Source organism: Streptomyces diastaticus subsp. diastaticus (assembly GCF_011170125.1).
In the GTDB taxonomy this organism is placed as follows: Bacteria; Actinomycetota; Actinomycetes; order Streptomycetales; family Streptomycetaceae; genus Streptomyces; species Streptomyces diastaticus.
The window spans coordinates 1815591-1831646 of the sequence record NZ_BLLN01000005.1 but is presented as its reverse complement, the minus strand read 5'-3'; the positions used below and the strand labels follow the sequence as shown (position 1 = coordinate 1831646).

Below are 16056 nucleotides of genomic sequence, written 5' to 3'. Positions count from 1 at the left end.
GCTGTCCGCCGGAGGGGCAGGGGCGCGGGACCCGCGGGGTCCCGGGCGCGGCGGAGGGTGCGGGCCGACGAAAGCGGACCCGCACCCTCCAGTGTGCGCGGTGCGACGCCGGCGGGGGTGTACCGCCGGCGTCCGGACTACTTGAGTCCGGTGTACAGCGGGTGCTTCTCGGCGAGGGCGGTGACCCGCGCCTTCAGCGCCTCGGCCTCGTAGGAGGGCTTGAGGGCCTCGGCGATGATGTCGGCGACCTCGGCGAAGTCCTCCGCCTCGAAGCCGCGGGTGGCCAGCGCCGGGGTGCCGATGCGCAGACCCGAGGTGACCATCGGAGGCCGGGGGTCGTTCGGGACGGCGTTGCGGTTGACGGTGATGCCGACCTCGTGGAGGCGGTCCTCCGCCTGCTGCCCGTCCAGCTCGCTCATCCGCAGGTCGACCAGGACCAGGTGGACGTCGGTGCCGCCGGAGAGGACCGAGACGCCGTGGTCGGTGACGTCGGGCTGGATGAGGCGTTCGGCGAGGATGCGGGCACCCTCGACGGTGCGGTGCTGGCGCTCCTTGAACTCCTCGGAGGCCGCGACCTTGAACGCGACGGCCTTGGCGGCCACCACGTGCTCCAGCGGACCGCCCTGCTGGCCGGGGAAGACCGCGGAGTTGATCTTCTTGGCCAGGTCGGCGGTGGAGAGGATGACGCCGCCGCGCGGGCCGCCCAGCGTCTTGTGTGTGGTGGTGGTGACGACGTGCGCGTGCGGCACCGGCGAGGGGTGCAGCCCGGCCGCCACCAGCCCGGCGAAGTGCGCCATGTCCACCATCAGGTACGCCCCGACCTCGTCCGCGATCCTGCGGAAGGCGGCGAAGTCCAGCTGGCGCGGGTAGGCCGACCAGCCGGCCACGATCAGCTTCGGGCGGGACTCCTTGGCGAGCCGCTCGACCTCGGCCATGTCGACCTGACCGCTCTCGGCGTCGACGTGGTAGGCGACCACGTTGTAGAGCTTGCCGGAGAAGTTGATCTTCATGCCGTGGGTCAGGTGACCGCCGTGGGCCAGGTCCAGGCCCATGATCGTGTCGCCCGGCTTCAGCAGCGCGAACATCGCGGCGGCGTTGGCCTGCGCACCGGAGTGCGGCTGGACGTTGGCCGCCTCGGCGCCGAACAGCTCCTTGATGCGGTCGATGGCGATCTTCTCGATCACGTCGACGTGCTCGCAGCCGCCGTAGTAGCGGCGGCCGGGGTAGCCCTCGGCGTACTTGTTGGTGAGGACGGAGCCCTGCGCCTCCATGACGGCGACCGGAGCGAAGTTCTCCGAGGCGATCATCTCGAGCGTGGACTGCTGACGGAGCAGCTCGGCGTCGACGGCGGCGGCGACGTCCGGGTCGAGCTCGTGGAGGGGGGCGTTCAGAAGCGACTTCGAAGACATCACAGTCCCTGGGGTGGTCTCAGTTGCCGGAGAACTCGGTGTACGCGTCGGCCGAGAGCAGATCGTCCGGCTCCTCGGTGACGCGCACCTTGAACAGCCAGCCGCCCTCGAAGGGGGCGGTGTTCACCAGCGACGGGTCGTTCACGACGTCCTCGTTGATCTCGGTGATCTCACCGGAGACGGGGGAGTACAGATCGCTGACCGACTTGGTCGACTCCAGCTCGCCGCAGGTCTCGCCCGCGGTGACCGTGGAGCCGACCTCCGGGAGCTGGGCGTAGACGACGTCACCGAGCGCGCCTGCCGCGTACTCCGTGATGCCGATCGTCGACACGCCGTTCTCGGCGGCCGACAGCCACTCGTGCTCCTTGCTGTAGCGCAGCTGCTGGGGGTTGCTCATGGGGTGAATTCTCCTGTACGCGGGGGTGTGCTGGTGAACGGAAGGTCTCGCCATCCGGGACGGACCGGGTGCGTCGCGTCACTTCCGGGCCCGGCGCGCGGCCGGGCCCGCCCGGGGACGCGGGGACGTGGGGCTACTTCTGGCGCTTGTAGAAGGGCAGGGCCACGACCTCGTACGGCTCGTGGCTGCCGCGGATGTCGACGCCGACTCCGGGCGTGCCGGGCGCGGCGTGGCCGGCGTCGACGTACGCCATGGCGATCGGCTTGCCCAGGGTGGGGGAGGGGGCGCCCGAGGTGACCTCGCCGATCACCTGGCCGTCCGCGACCACCTGGTAGCCGGCGCGCGGCACCCGGCGGCCCTCGGCGACCAGGCCGACCAGGGTGCGGGGCGGGCGGGCGGCGGCCTCCTCGGCCGCCTTCTCCAGCGCCGCGCGGCCGACGAAGTCGCCCTCCTTCTCGAACTTCACCAGCCGGCCGAGTCCGGCGTCGAACGGCGTGAGCGCCCTCGTCAGCTCGTGGCCGTACAGCGGCATGCCGGCCTCCAGACGCAGCGTGTCGCGGCAGGAGAGCCCGCACGGCACCAGCCCCGCCTCGGCCCCGGCGGTGGTCAGCGCCTCCCACAGGGCCACCGCGTCACCGGGCGCCACGAACAGCTCGAAGCCGTCCTCGCCGGTGTAGCCGGTCCGTGCGATGAGCGCCTCGACCCCGGCCACGGTGCCGGGCAGGCCCGCGTAGTACTTCAGCTCCTCCAGGCCGGCGTCGGTGAGGGAGGCGAGGATCGCGCTGGAGGCGGGGCCCTGCACGGCCAGCAGCGCGTACGCGTCGCGGTCGTCGCGGACCTCGACGTCGAAGGAGGCGGCCCGTCCGGTCAGCGCGTCCAGCACCACCTGGGCGTTGCCGGCGTTGGCGACGACCATGAACTCGGGGGCCTCGACGGTACCGAGCCGGTAGACGATCAGGTCGTCGAGGATGCCGCCGTCCTCCTGGCAGATCATCGTGTAGCGGGCCCGGCCGGGGCCTACGGTGGCGATGTTGCCGACCAGGGCGTGGGCGAGGAAGCGGGTGGCGTCGGGGCCCAGCACGGTGATCTCGCCCATGTGGGAGAGGTCGAACAGCCCGGCGCGGGTCCGTACCGCCTGGTGCTCGTCGCGCTCACTGCCGTACCGCAGCGGCATGTCCCAGCCGGCGAAGTCGGTCATCGTGGCCCCGAGCGCCCGGTGCGTGGCGTCGAGTGCGGTCGTACGGGGGGTCTGGCTCATATCCGGGCGCTCCCAGGGCATGACGGCGAGGGGGAATCGATCCTCCCCATCTGTCATCGAAACCTGAGAGGTTCGCCCCGGCCACCCGGACGCGCGGCCGGGCGGCCATGACTTGCACCTTGGGTGGGGCCGACGGAGCGGCCCGCTTTTCAGATGTGCCTCGCCCGCGCGGTACGGGGCCTGAGAGATTCAAGGGAGGGACTTGCTCCTTCGGCGTCCTGACCAGGGCTTCGGGGCCCGGCAGAACTCTCCCGCGCGGATTCAAGCGGCCGGTATGCAGTTCGACGCCCATCATTGCACGCACCCCCGCCCGGCAGAACCCCTCCCCGTACGGGCGCACCCTGGCCCGTACGGCGCCCGCCGTCCCTCCCGCGAACGGCGGCTTCCAGCCATCCGGGCGCCACCGCCGCCACCAGGCGGAACCAACCGGCCCCCGCCCTGCGTGACCAGCCAGAGAAACCGCCGGTGGCGGCCGACAGGACCGGTAATCGGCTTGTGCCGCATTACCTTCTCTTTAACAATCGGGGAGGATGACGCACGTGACCGCACGGGGGGAGCCGACCACGGTGCAGAGCAGCAGCGGACGAGCGGTGTCCGCCCCGCCCCACAGTTCCGGCGGGCCCGTCCCGCCCGCCCTCGCCCTCGACGCCACCCTCTCCGCCCTGCCCGCCCAGCCGGGCGCCCGCCGGGCCCCGGCCGCCGTCCGCGACCTGCGGGGCCCCGGCGACCGCCCCGCACCCGACACCCTCACCTTCGGCCAGGGCGACCTGGTCGTCATCTCCGGCCTGCCCGGCAGCGGCAAGTCCACCCTGATCCGCCGCACCGTCCGCGCCGCCCGCGCCGACTCCCAGGACACCCGCGAGCAGTGGGAGGCCCGCCTCCCGGCCGCCCTGCCCTACGCCCTGTACCGCCCGCTGGCCCGGATCGCCCACTACGCCGCCCTGCGCCGCCTGCTCCGCTCGGGCCGCAGCGTCGTCGTCCACGACTGCGGCACCCAGAGCTGGGTCCGTCACTGGCTCACCCGGGAGGCCCGCCGCCGCGGCCGCTCCCTGCACCTGCTCTTCCTCGACGTCGACCCGGACACCGCCCTGGACGGCCAGCGGGCCCGCGGCAGAGGCGTCAGCAGGTACGCCTTCCTGCGCCACCGCCGCGCCGTCGCCCGCCTGCTGGCCGCCCTGGAGGCGGGCGACCCGCCGCGCGGCTGCGACGCCGCCGTCCTCCTCGACCGGGCCGCCGCCGGCCGGCTGCGCGCCCTCACCTTCCGCGCCTGAGTCAACTCCCGCTCCCCGACCGGCCCGCGACGCGGGTAGGGTCGGGGCGCAGGCGAGGTATGTGTGATCAGGCGGTGAGCAGATGAGCATCCCGGCCCAGGCCCCCCAAGGGGTCTACGGCGGATGGCCGAGCAACGAACTGGAGGAGGCCCTTGCGGCCTCCCTCGGCGCCGAGTCGGCGGGCGGACGGCTGGTCGAGGTCCTCGGCCGCAGCAGTGTCTGGGTCCCGCTGCCCAACGGCGGCGGCCCGGAGAGCGGCGCCCTGGACCTGCCGACGCTGGACATCGACGGCGGCGCGTACGTCCCGGTGTTCAGCTCGGAGCAGCAGTTCCGCTCCTGCGTCGGCGGCCACCTGGCCTTCGCCGTCGCCCCCGCCGCCGAGTTCGCCCGCGGCCTGCCCCCGCAACTGGGCATCGCGGTCAACCCGGGCGGCACCGTCGGCGTCCCGCTGCCCCCGCTCGCCGTGGCCGAACTGTGCCGCACCGGCCGGTCCCCGCTCGACGGGCCCGCCACCGGCGGCCGGGTGCGCACCTACGAGCCCGACTGGCAGGAGGACCCGGTGGACTTCCTCGGTGTCGCCGCCGGGGAGTTCGAGGAGTCCGGTGTCGTCGCCACCGCCCGGCGCTGCCTGGCCAGCGTCGAGGCCGAGGACCCGGTGCTGTTCATCGGCGTCGAGCTGAACCGCCGCGACGACGACGCGGCCCAGCGCGCCATGGACGCCCTCGGCCGCGCCCTGGGCCGCACGCCGGTCCCGTGGCCGGTCAACCTCGTCCTGCTGGACGCCACGGACGACCTGGTCGCCCGCTGGATGGCGGGCAAGCTGCGCCCCTTCTACCGGCGCGAGCCGTAGGCGGCGGGTCCGGCACCACGTCCGGGCCCGGCCTCGCCGACGGGTACAGGGCCTAAGCTGTCTTCATGCCGGGACCGGTTCCGCACGCGGAACCGGTCCCGGCATGACGGGGGCAGGCCCCGGGGGACGAAGTGACGAAGGGGCGGTCAACAGGTGAGTGCGTCGGGCACGGCCGCGGCCGGGCAGGTCGAGCACATGCTGCGCCAGGTGGCCCCCGGGCGGTACGACGCCTACGAGGGGTTGCTGCACGCGCTCGCCGACCCCGGCGGGCAGGTCTGGATGCTGCTCTGGCACGGCCAGGCCGGCTCGCCCGACGCGCAGTACGCCGCCATGGAGGTCGAAGGCCTCGGCTACGCGCCCTGCGTCACCTCCGCCCAGGAACTGGCGGCCAGCGGCTGGACCCGCGCCCACGAGGTGGTCGCCACCCGTGAGGCCGCCGCCGGGCTCTACCCGGACCAGGTCGGACTCTGGATCAATCCGCACGGTCCGGGCGGCGGCGTCGGCGTGCCCTGGGCGGACCTGCGCCGCCTCGCCGTCGGCCTCGACGCCCAGCCGCCGGGACCGCTGCGGATCTCCGAGCCGGTCATCGAACTCCCGCAGTTCTACGCCCTGCTGGGGCAGAACGCGCACCGCACCCCCGCGCTCCGCTCGCTGCGCCGCGCCTGGGTCCAGCCCGCCCTCGGCGTGCCGTACCTGGCGATCGGTCTCGACGTGTACGACCCGGGCGCGCACGCCGTGGAGTCGGTGCGGGCCATGATGCGCCAGTCGGTCGGCGCCGTCCCCGACGGCCTCGCCGTCTCCACCGTCGCCATGTCCGACCCCTACGACCCGGTCGCCCTCTGGCTGCGCGCCCACGCCCGCCCCTTCTACGACCGCGACGCCCACGCCGCCCCGCCCGCCTCCGGGTACGGGTACCCGCAGCCGTACGGCAGTTGAGTCCGGGCGGTCCCCGGGCCGCGCACTCGTGGCCGGCGCGCCCGTGCGGGCGACGCGCCCTCTCGGCGGTGCGGCCGACGCCCCCCGGCGCCCACCCGGCCGGCGGGCTCCGCGCGGGCGCCGGCGTGGCCCGCGCCCCGCGCGTCTCGCGCGACGGGGGAGTACCGGTGGCACCCGGGCCCACCCTTCTCCGGCGCAGGCCGGGCGCCTCGGTGGCGGGCCGCCTCACCTCCTCGGCCGGGGCCTCCGTCCGGCCGGGCCGGGCGTGGTCCGCTCCGGTTCCGTGGCCTTCGGCGCCCGGGCCGCGACCGGTTCCCCCGTCGCCGGCGACGGCTCGCGGCAGCCGTGGTTCTCCCGGAGCCGCTGGTCCCGGCCTGCCGAAGGGTGACGCGGGGGCGGGGGTGAGCCGTCGCCCCCGGGGAGCGCGCGGTACCCGACCGCCCGGCCGCGGCCCGGGCAGGCGGCCGGGCCGCCGCGTTCGGGCCATGCGCGCGGTCACCGAGCGGCGCGAACCGCCCTGAATTCCGCCCATCATTCAGCAGGCGCCCCTTTTCGCGCCTTTCGCGCCTCTTTCACTCCCGCCTCACTCCCCCATCCGCCGGCTTTCTTCTTCCGGCGTCCGGAATTCCGTCGGCACTTCCGCTGGCCAGAGGTTTGCGGGCCTGGTCGGTGGACACGAATGAGGCGAGCGGAATGAGGGCCCACCGACTTCCGCCGTCCAGCATTCGAGACCGTCCCCCTCCTCGCCGCCCACCGGCCGGAGGGGACATAAGGGGGCTCGCCCGGCCAAAGGGGCGAAGGGGTGCGGAGGTTCGGCTGAAGGGGTGTGAAAGTCCGGTGTAGCGCAGCGTGTTCGTACGGCAGCGAATGGTACGGAATCGCCTTCCCGGCGCCCCTGAAGGGGCGCTTCTGTCCGGTAAACACCGCCGGAAGGAGTGATGTCCTGGATATGCGCGGTTTGTTGTCTGTCCGGGTCTCAGGTCGGTATCACCGCTATGCGGATCATTCTCCCCGGTGAGAGACGTGGGTAGTGTTCAGTCGGTCAAGACCTCTGTATGAATGCTGAACCGGGGTGGGCCCATGCGCATTTTCAAGTCCCGAGCCACTCGGGCGATCACGGTCGCGGCTGCGGCCGCGCTGATCGTCACCGGGTGCTCCAGTGAGCGAGACACCACGGAAGGGAAGGGCAAGGACGGCGGCAACGACACCTTCGTGTTCGGCGGCGCCGGCGACCCCGGTTCCCTCGACCCGGCGCTGGCGTCCGACGGCGAGACCTTCCGCGTCACCCGCCAGGCCTTCGAGGCCCTGCTGGAGCACGAGCCCGGCGGCTCCAAGCTCGTCGGCGGCCTCGCCGAGAAGTGGGACTCGAACGACGAAGGCACCGTCTGGACCTTCAACCTGCGCAAGGGCGTCAAGTTCCACGACGGCGAGAAGCTGACCGCCGAGGCGGTCTGCGCCAACTACGACCACTGGTTCAACTGGACGGGCACGTACCAGTCGGCCGCCGTGTCGTACTACTGGCAGACCATCATGGGCGGCTTCGCCAAGAACGAGGACAAGGACGCCCCCAAGGCGAACTACAAGTCCTGCACGGCGAAGGACGAGAGCACCGCCGTCATCGAGGTGAAGAAGCCCTCCGCCAACCTCCCCGGCGGCTTCTCCCTCCAGGCCCTCGCGATCCACTCGCCGAAGGCGCTGAAGGAGTACGAGAAGGAGGAGGCGTCGGCCAAGGGCGACGCCATCACCTACCCCAAGTACAGCCAGCAGGCCGGCACGGTCGCCGGTACCGGCCCGTACAAGATCACGAAGTAGAACAAGGGGAACAAGGAAGTCTCCCTGGAGCGCTTCGACGACTACTGGGGCAAGAAGGCCGGGGTCAAGAACCTCGTCTTCCGTACCATCGACACCGAGGAAGGCCGCCGTTCGGCCCTCCAGGCCGGTGACATCGACGGCTACGACCTCGTCTCGCCCGCCGACGTGAAGACTTTGGAGAAGGCCGGCTTCCAGGTCCCGACCCGTGACGTCTTCAACATCTTCTACCTGGGCTTCACCCAGGAGAAGAACAAGGCGCTGCAGAACAAGGACGTCCGCGCCGCCATCGCGCACGCGATCGACAAGGACAACCTGGTCAAGACCCAGCTGCCCGAGGGCGGCGTCGCGGCCACGCAGTTCATCCCGGACACCGTCGAGGGCTACTCCGACAAGGTCGAGAAGTACGCCTACGACCCGGCGAAGTCCAAGAGCCTGCTGAAGAAGGCCGGCGAGGAGAAGCTGAAGGTCGAGTTCTGCTACCCGACCGAGGTCAGCCGCCCGTACATGCCCTCCCCGGGTGACCTCTTCGAGCTGATGAAGGCCGACCTGGAGAAGGTCGGCGTCACCGTCACCCCGAAGCCGATGAAGTGGGCCCCGGACTACATCGACGCCACCGAGGCGGGCGGCTGCGAGCTGCACCTGCTCGGCTGGACCGGTGACTTCAACGACGCCTACAACTTCATCGGTACCTGGTTCGCCGAGTACGACAAGCAGTGGGGCTTCAAGGACAAGAAGGTCTTCGAGGCGATGGAGGAGGCCTCCGCCGAGGTCGACCACTCCAAGCGCGTCAAGCTCTACGAGCACGCCAACGAGGTCGTCATGGACTTCCTCCCCGGCGTCCCGGTCTCCTCGTCCCCGCCGGCGATCGCCTTCGCCAAGGACGTCAACCCGCCGCTGGTCTCCCCGCTGACGCAGGAGAACTTCTCCGAGGTCACGTTCAAGAAGTAACCACCGCACCACGCGGAAGCAGCACCTCACGGTGCGTCAGGGTCCGCCCGGCCACGGCACGTTCGCGGCCGGGCGGACCCGCCGCGTGAACGGCCCGGGAGGGCCCGCGGTCACCACCGCGCGCCGCGCCTCCCACCACCCCCCACGCGCCCGGCCGCGACCCGGTCCGGAATCAGGCGCACCACGAACTACGCAAGAAAGGGGCATCGCGGGGTGTTGCGTTTCGTCGTACGAAGACTGCTTCAACTCATACCCACCCTGCTCGGCCTGTCGGTTCTGCTCTTCATCTGGCTGAACCGGCTGCCCGGCGGACCCGCCTCGGCGATTCTCGGAGAGAAAGCGACCGAGGCCGAGGTGGCACGTATCAACCGGGCCCTGGGGCTCGACCAGCCGGTGTACGTGCAGTACGGCCGCTTCATCAAGCGGCTGATCGAGGGCGACCTCGGCACGTCCACCCAGACCGGCCAGCCGGTCATGGACGAGTTCCTCCTGCGATTCCCCGCCACGGTCGAGCTGTCGCTGATGGCGATCCTGCTCGCGGTCGCCGTCGGCGTGCCGCTCGGCTACTTCGCCGCCAAGCGGCGCGGCGGCTGGCTCGACGTCGCCGCCGTCTCCAGTTCCCTGATCGGCATCTGCATCCCGGTCTTCTTCCTCGCCTTCATGCTGCGGACGGTCTTCTCGGTCAACCTCGGCTGGTTCCCCAGCTACGGGCGGCTGACCACCGGGATCAACGCCACGGAAGTGACCGGACTGGCCGTCCTCGACGGCCTGCTCACGGGCGAGTTCGACGCGACCTGGGACGCGCTCAGCCACCTCATCCTGCCCGCCATCGCGCTGGCCTCCATCCCGGTGGCGGTCATCGTGCGCATGACCCGGGCCAGCGTCCTGGAGGTGCTCGGCGAGGACTACGTCCGCACCGCCGAGTCCAAGGGCCTGCGCAAGGGCGTCGTCCGCACCCGCCACGTCCTGCGCAACGCGCTGCTGCCCGTCATCACCTCGGTCGGCCTGCTCACCGGCTCCCTCCTGTCGGGCGCGGTGCTCACCGAGTCGGTCTTCACCTTCGGCGGCATCGGCTCCTTCATCCGGACCGCGATCGACGGCCGGGACTATCCGGTCCTCGTCGGCTTCATCATGTTCATCGCGATGGCGTACGTCCTGATCAACCTGCTGGTCGACCTCGCCTACAGCCTGATCGACCCGAGAGTGCGGGTGCACTGACATGAGCACCAAGACCGACAAGATCGACCGCCTCGCGGAACTCACGGCCCAGCAGGAGAGCTCCAGCGGCGCCAGCCTCTGGAGGGAAGCCCTCAAGCGACTGCGGGCCAGCAAGATGGCGCTGGTCGGAGCCGTGATCATCGCGGTCTTCCTGGTCCTCGCCATCGTCGGGCCGTGGGTCGCGCCCTACGCCCCCGGACAGCAGTGGCGCGGCGAGGTCTTCGTCAACCGCGCCGAGTTCGTCGGCGCCCGCGCCGAGAACTGGTTCGGCCTGGACCACCTGGGCCGCGACATCTTCTCGCGGATGCTCGTCGGCGCCCGGCAGACCCTGCTCCTGGGTGTCGTCTCCACCCTGATCGGCCTCAGCGTCGGCGCCGTCATCGGCAGCCTCTCCGGCGCCTGCGCCACCCTCGGCGGACGGGTCGGCCAGCGCATCGACTCCGTCATCATGCGCTGCATCGACATCATGCTGGCGCTGCCCTCGCTGCTGCTCGCCGTCTCGGTGGCCGCCGTGCTGGGCCAGTCCATGACGACCGTGATGATCGCCATCGGTGTCGTCCAGATCCCGGTCTTCGCCCGCCTGCTGCGTGGCGCGATGCTGGTCCAGGGCGGTTCCGACTACGTGCTGGCCGCCCACTCGCTGGGCATCCGCAAGCGGCGCATCGTCCTGACCCAGATCATGCCGAACTCGCTGAGCCCGGTGATCGTCCAGGCGACCCTGTCGCTGGCCACCGCCATCATCGAGGCGGCGGCCCTGTCCTTCCTGGGCCTCGGCAACCCGGACAGCGCCAAGAACCCCGAATGGGGCGTCATGCTCACCCAGGCGCAGAACTACGCCGACTCCGCGCCGATGATGGCGGTCTACCCGGCCCTGGCCATCATCATCACGGCACTCGGCTTCACCCTGCTCGGCGAGGCGATGCGCGAAGCCCTCGACCCGAAGCTGCGAGGTTGACCATGCCCCTGCTCTCCGTGGACGAACTGTCCATCACCTTCACCGGCCGCGGCCGGCGTGACGTGCGGGCCGTGGACGGCGTCTCCTTCGACGTCGACCAGGGCCAGGTCGTGGGCCTGGTCGGCGAGTCCGGCTGCGGCAAGTCCGTCACCTCGCTCGCCCTGATGGGGCTGCTGCCCAAGAAGGGCGTCAAGCTCGGCGGCCGCGCCGAGTACGACGGCAAGGACCTGCTGACGCTCTCCCCGAACGCCATGCGCGACATGCGGGGCAAGCACCTGGCGATGATCTTCCAGGACCCGCTCTCCTCGCTGAACCCGGTCATCCCGGTCGGCCTCCAGGTCACCGAGATCCTGGAGCGGCACCGTGGCATGAAGGGGGCCGCCGCCCGCAAGGAGGCCGCCGACCTGCTGGACCGCGTCGGCATCCCCGACCCGACCCGGCGGCTCAAGGAGTACCCGCACCAGCTCTCCGGCGGTATGCGCCAGCGCGCGCTGATCGCCATGGCGGTGGCCTGCGCGCCCCGCATGCTGATCGCGGACGAGCCGACCACCGCGCTCGACGTCACCATCCAGGCGCAGATCCTCGAACTCCTCAAGGAACTCGTCGACCAGCAGGGCACCGCGCTGCTGATGATCACCCACGACCTGGGCGTGGTCGCCGGCCTCTGCGACCAGGTCAACGTCCTGTACGCGGGCAAGGCGGTCGAGTCGGCCGGGCGGCGTGAGCTGTTCGCGCAGCCCACCCACCCGTACGCGCACGGCCTGCTCGGCTCCATCCCGCGTCTGGACGCCCCCCGGGGCGAGCCGCTGCGCCCGATCCGGGGCTCCATCAACGACCGGATCGACTGGGCCGACGGCTGCGCCTTCGCGCCCCGCTGCGACCACTACACGCTGGAGTGCCTGAGCGGCACGCCGCGGCTGACCGAGCCGGTCGGCGCCGGCCACGGCGTCCGGTGCGTCAACCCGGTGCTGACCGGCGTCGAGGTCAAGAGCCTCGGTGTCCCGGCCGAACAGGCCGTGGACGCCGAGGCGGCGACGGAGCCCGCAGAGCCGAAGATCCCGGCGCAGGCCGCGCCCGGGACGGCGGAGAAGGCGGAGCCCGCCGCGGCCGAGGAGAAGGCGGAGCCCGTCGAGAGCGACGGGCCCGCCGACGGGCCGGAGGCGAAGCCCGCGCCGGAGGCGAAGCCCGAGGCCGAGAAGAAGAAGGACGCGTCATGAGCCTGCTCGAACTGGACGATGTGAAGGTCCACTTCCCGGTCAAGAAGGGCCTGGTCTTCGACCGGACCGTCGGCCACGTCTACGCGGTCGACGGCGTCTCCCTCCAGGTCGAGGAGGGCCAGACGTACGGCCTGGTCGGCGAGTCCGGCTGCGGCAAGACGACGCTGGGCCGCTCCGTGCTGCGGCTGGTCGAGATCACCGACGGCTCGGTCAACTTCGACGGCACCGACCTCGCGAAGCTGCCGGCCAAGGAGATGCGGACCTTCCGCCGCCGTCTCCAGATGGTCTTCCAGGACCCGCTGGGCAGCCTCAACCCCCGGCAGAACATCGAGTCGATCCTCTCCGAGGGCATGGCCGCGCACGGCATCGGCGGCACCCGCGAGGAGCGGCGCGAGAAGATCCGGGACATCCTGACCAAGGTGGGGCTCCCGGCCAACGCCCTCTCGCGCTACCCGCACGAGTTCTCCGGCGGCCAGCGCCAGCGCATCGGCATCGCCCGCGCGCTGGTCCTGGAGCCCGACGTGATCATCTGCGACGAGCCCGTCTCGGCGCTGGACGTCTCCATCCAGGCGCAGGTCATCAACCTGCTGGAGGAACTCCAGGAGTCGCTGGGCCTCACCTACCTGGTGATCGCCCACGACCTCGCGGTGGTCCGGCACATCTCGGACGTCATCGGCGTGATGTACCTCGGCTCCCTGGTCGAGGAGGCACCCAGCGACGCCCTCTACGCCGAGCCGAGGCACCCGTACACCAAGGCCCTCATGTCGGCCGTGCCGGTGCCCGACCCGGAGGTGGAGGACCGCCGCGAGCGCATCCTGCTCACCGGCGACCTGCCCTCGCCCGCCAACCCGCCGGCGGGCTGCCGTTTCCACACCCGCTGCCCGTGGGCGCAGGACACCCTCTGCGCCACCGAGCGACCGGTGCTGAAGGACGTGGGCGGCGGCCACAAGGTGGCCTGCCACTTCGCGGCCGAGATCGCCGCCGGGACCGTGGAGCGCACCGCCGCCTCGGTGGTCCCGGCCACCCGCGAGGAGATGACCGACCGGGTCGTCGAGGCTGCGGCCGAGTAGTCCCGCCGCGCCCGTGTGCCCGTGGCGCCCGTCACCGCTCCCGCGAGCGGAGGCGGGCGCCACGCGCTCTCGCGCGACCGGGTCCGCCGCGCCGGCGGGGGACCCAGTAGAAATACAGGGTGTTCCAGCAATTCTTCACCCCGACCGTCCAGCACACCCTCGACCTCATGGGGATCTTCGTCTTCGCGATCTCCGGTGCGCTGCTCGCCGTCCGGAAGAACTTCGACATCTTCGGCATCGCGATGCTGGCCGAGGTCACGGCGCTCGGCGGCGGACTCTTCCGCGACGTGGTCATCGGGGCGCTGCCCCCGGCGGCCTTCACCGACCTCGGGTACTTCATCACCCCGCTCGGCGCCGCGCTGCTGGTCTTCTTCCTCCACCCGCACGTCGAGCGCATCCAGAGCGCGGTCAACGTCTTCGACGCGGCCGGGCTCGGCCTGTTCTGCGTCATCGGCACCACCAAGGCCTACACCTACGGGCTCGGGCTGACCGCCTCGGCCGCGCTGGGGCTGGCCACGGCGGTCGGCGGGGGAGTCCTGCGCGACGTACTCGCCAACGAGGTGCCCTCCCTGCTGCGCTGGGACCGTGACCTGTACGCCGTCCCGGCCATGGTCGGTGCGGCCATGGTGGTGCTGTGCATCCGGTTCGACGCGCTCAACCCGTTCACCGCCGGGGTGGCGGCGCTCACCGCCTTCGCGCTGCGGCTGCTGGCGATGCGCTACCACTGGCGGGCACCGCGCGCCTGGAACCGGCGCTCCTCCGGGGTGGAGGTGGACGAGGCCACGACCTGATGGGCCCGGCGTGGGCCCGGGGGACGGGGGCCGGGCCCAAGGATTTGACGAGTTCTTGACAATCGGGCGGGCCGCGGCCAGTCTCAGGGGCCTGTCCGGCACCACGGATCAAGAAGAGGTGGCCCCCCACATGCGCTCACGCCCCATCAGACTTCTGCTGTCGGCCCTCATGGGGGCCGGTCTCGCGTTCGCCCCCGTCTCCGCCGTCGCCGCCCCCACCGCGACGGCCCCCGCCGCCAAGGACGTCGGTGCCGCAGACGGCTGCTACACCTGGAGCGGCACCCTCAGCGAGGGCTCCTCCGGCGAAGCGGTGCGCCAGCTCCAGATCCGCGTCGCCGGGTACCCGGGTACCGGCAGCCAGATCGCCATCGACGGGCAGTTCGGGCCCGCCACCAAGGCGGCCGTGCAGCGCTTCCAGTCCGCCTACGGCCTCGCCGCCGACGGCGTCGCCGGGCCCGCGACCTTCAGCAAGATCTACCAGCTGCAGGACGACGACTGCACGCCCGTGAACTTCACCTACGCCGAGCTGAACCGCTGCAACTCGGACTGGTCCGGCGGCAAGGTCTCCGCCGCCACCGCACGCGCCAACGCCCTGGTCACCATGTGGAAGCTCCAGGCCATGCGGCACGCCATGGGCGACAAGCCGATCACCGTGAACGGCGGCTTCCGCAGCGTCACCTGCAACAGCAACGTCGGCGGCGCCACCAACAGCCGGCACCTGTACGGCCACGCGGCCGACCTGGGTGCCGGGTCGCAGGGCTTCTGCGCGCTGGCCAAGGCCGCCCGGAACCACGGCTTCACCGAGATCCTCGGCCCGGGCTACCCCGGCCACGACGACCACACCCACGTCGCGGGTGGCGGCGGCCGCTTCTGGTCGGCCCCCAGCTGCGGCATCTGAGCCCCGCCCCGCACCACGGCACCCGGCGCCCGCCACGGCCACCTCGGCCGCGGCGGGCGCCGTGGCGTGTCCCGGCCTGGGCCGGTGCGCGTCACACAGATGTCACACCGGAAAGCTACCGCTCAGTAGCTTGCCCGTGTAGCGTGGCCGGCATGGCTCAGGCAGCACAGGCAACCATCGGTGACAGCGAATTCGACCGCGACACGGCCGTCACCCTCCGCGCCCCCGGCGTCTACGACACCGAACTCTCCGCGGGCTGGACGATCATCTCCGCCGTCAACGGCGGTTACCTGCTGGCGACCCTCGGCCGCGCCCTGGCCGACGCCCTGCCGCACCCGGACCCGTTCACCGTCTCCGCGTACTACCTGACGGCCTCCCAGGCGGGCCCGGCCACCATCCGGACCGAGACCGTCCGCACCGGCCGGACCCTCTCCACCGGGCAGGCGTCCCTGTACCAGACCGACGCCGACGGCAACGAGGTCGAGCGCATCCGCGTCCTCGCCTCCTACGGCGACCTCGACGTCCTCCCCGACGACGTGCGGACCACCGCCACGCCGCCCGGCCTCCCGCCGGCCGAGCACTGCTTCGGCGCCCAGGACGCCCCCGACCAGCGGCCCATCGAGGGCAGCTCCGCCATCGCCGACCGGCTCTGGCTGAAGATCGACCCCGCCACCCTCGGCTGGGCCCTCGGCGCGCCCAGCGGCAAGGGCGAGATGCGTGCCTGGTTCGGCCTCGCCGACGGCCGGGACGCCGACCCGCTCTCCCTCCTCCTCGCCGTGGACGCCCTGCCCCCCACCGCCTTCGAACTGGGCCTCAAGGGCTGGGTCCCCACCGTCGAGCTGACCGTCCACATCCGCTGCCGCCCGGCCCCCGGCCCGCTCCGCGTCGCCATCACCACCCGCAACCTCGCCGGCGGTTTCCTGGAGGAGGACGCCGAGGTCTGGGACAGCGCCGACCGCCTCGTCGCCCAGTCCCGCCAACTGGCCCGCGCCCGGCTGAGCTGAGGCGGGGGGCGCGGGTGCGCCC

Annotated in this window: 12 protein-coding genes, 2 pseudogenes and 2 riboswitches; of the genes and pseudogenes, 11 read left to right on the top strand and 3 right to left on the bottom strand. The window is 72.0% G+C overall.

Annotation, left to right across the window (positions count from 1 at the left end; translation table 11 throughout):
* Positions 1-137: 137 nt before the first annotated feature.
* The 3 genes from glyA to gcvT all read right to left on the bottom strand — a co-directional run bounded on the left by glyA (position 138) and on the right by gcvT (position 3064).
* Positions 138-1409: a serine hydroxymethyltransferase gene (gene glyA / locus Sdia_RS25275; protein ID WP_100455042.1), complete on the bottom strand. Its 1272-nt coding sequence runs from the start codon at positions 1407-1409 to the stop codon at positions 138-140.
* 19 nt (positions 1410-1428) lie between these two features.
* A complete protein-coding gene (gcvH, locus tag Sdia_RS25270; protein WP_100455043.1) occupies positions 1429-1806 on the bottom strand; it encodes a glycine cleavage system protein GcvH in 378 nt (125 codons plus the stop codon).
* Between the two features lie 133 nt (positions 1807-1939).
* On the bottom strand, positions 1940-3064 hold the full coding sequence (gene gcvT, locus Sdia_RS25265) for a glycine cleavage system aminomethyltransferase GcvT (protein WP_115068109.1): 1125 nt from the start codon (positions 3062-3064) through the stop codon (positions 1940-1942).
* Between the two features lie 40 nt (positions 3065-3104).
* A riboswitch (glycine riboswitch) is annotated at positions 3105-3223 on the bottom strand.
* A riboswitch (glycine riboswitch) is annotated at positions 3224-3328 on the bottom strand.
* Between the two features lie 275 nt (positions 3329-3603).
* On the opposite strand from gcvT, the gene Sdia_RS25260 reads away from it, so the two are divergent.
* From Sdia_RS25260 to Sdia_RS25210, 11 genes and pseudogenes are all read left to right on the top strand, one after another.
* Positions 3604-4335: an AAA family ATPase gene (locus Sdia_RS25260; protein WP_100455045.1), complete on the top strand. Its 732-nt coding sequence runs from the start codon at positions 3604-3606 to the stop codon at positions 4333-4335.
* Positions 4336-4417: 82 nt separating this feature from the next.
* Positions 4418-5185 (top strand): enhanced serine sensitivity protein SseB, encoded by a 768-nt coding sequence (locus Sdia_RS25255; RefSeq protein WP_100455046.1) that lies wholly within the window; start codon positions 4418-4420, stop codon positions 5183-5185.
* Positions 5186-5338: 153 nt separating this feature from the next.
* Positions 5339-6121 carry an enhanced serine sensitivity protein SseB C-terminal domain-containing protein gene (locus Sdia_RS25250; RefSeq protein ID WP_115068110.1) on the top strand — a complete coding sequence of 261 codons (783 nt, stop codon included), beginning with the start codon at positions 5339-5341 and terminating at the stop codon, positions 6119-6121.
* Positions 6122-7201: 1080 nt separating this feature from the next.
* Positions 7202-8881, top strand: a pseudogene (locus Sdia_RS25245) (ABC transporter substrate-binding protein).
* A 213-nt stretch (positions 8882-9094) separates the two neighbouring features.
* On the top strand, positions 9095-10099 hold the full coding sequence (locus tag Sdia_RS25240) for an ABC transporter permease (protein ID WP_100455049.1): 1005 nt from the start codon (positions 9095-9097) through the stop codon (positions 10097-10099).
* Between the two features lies 1 nt (position 10100).
* Positions 10101-11054: an ABC transporter permease gene (locus Sdia_RS25235; protein WP_100455050.1), complete on the top strand. Its 954-nt coding sequence runs from the start codon at positions 10101-10103 to the stop codon at positions 11052-11054.
* Between the two features lie 2 nt (positions 11055-11056).
* Positions 11057-12040, top strand: a pseudogene (locus tag Sdia_RS25230) (ABC transporter ATP-binding protein); the annotation flags it as partial.
* Positions 12041-12267: 227 nt separating this feature from the next.
* Positions 12268-13341, top strand: coding sequence for an ABC transporter ATP-binding protein (locus Sdia_RS25225; protein ID WP_100455052.1), 1074 nt, complete (start codon positions 12268-12270; stop codon positions 13339-13341).
* A gap of 167 nt (positions 13342-13508) precedes the next feature.
* Positions 13509-14132 carry a trimeric intracellular cation channel family protein gene (locus Sdia_RS25220; protein ID WP_370464586.1) on the top strand — a complete coding sequence of 208 codons (624 nt, stop codon included), beginning with the start codon at positions 13509-13511 and terminating at the stop codon, positions 14130-14132.
* Between the two features lie 130 nt (positions 14133-14262).
* The gene (locus tag Sdia_RS25215) at positions 14263-15030 is read left to right on the top strand and encodes a D-Ala-D-Ala carboxypeptidase family metallohydrolase (protein WP_100455054.1); all 768 of its coding nucleotides are present in this window, start codon (positions 14263-14265) and stop codon (positions 15028-15030) included.
* 152 nt (positions 15031-15182) lie between these two features.
* Positions 15183-16034: a thioesterase family protein gene (locus tag Sdia_RS25210; protein ID WP_100455145.1), complete on the top strand. Its 852-nt coding sequence runs from the start codon at positions 15183-15185 to the stop codon at positions 16032-16034.
* Positions 16035-16056: the final 22 nt, after the last annotated feature.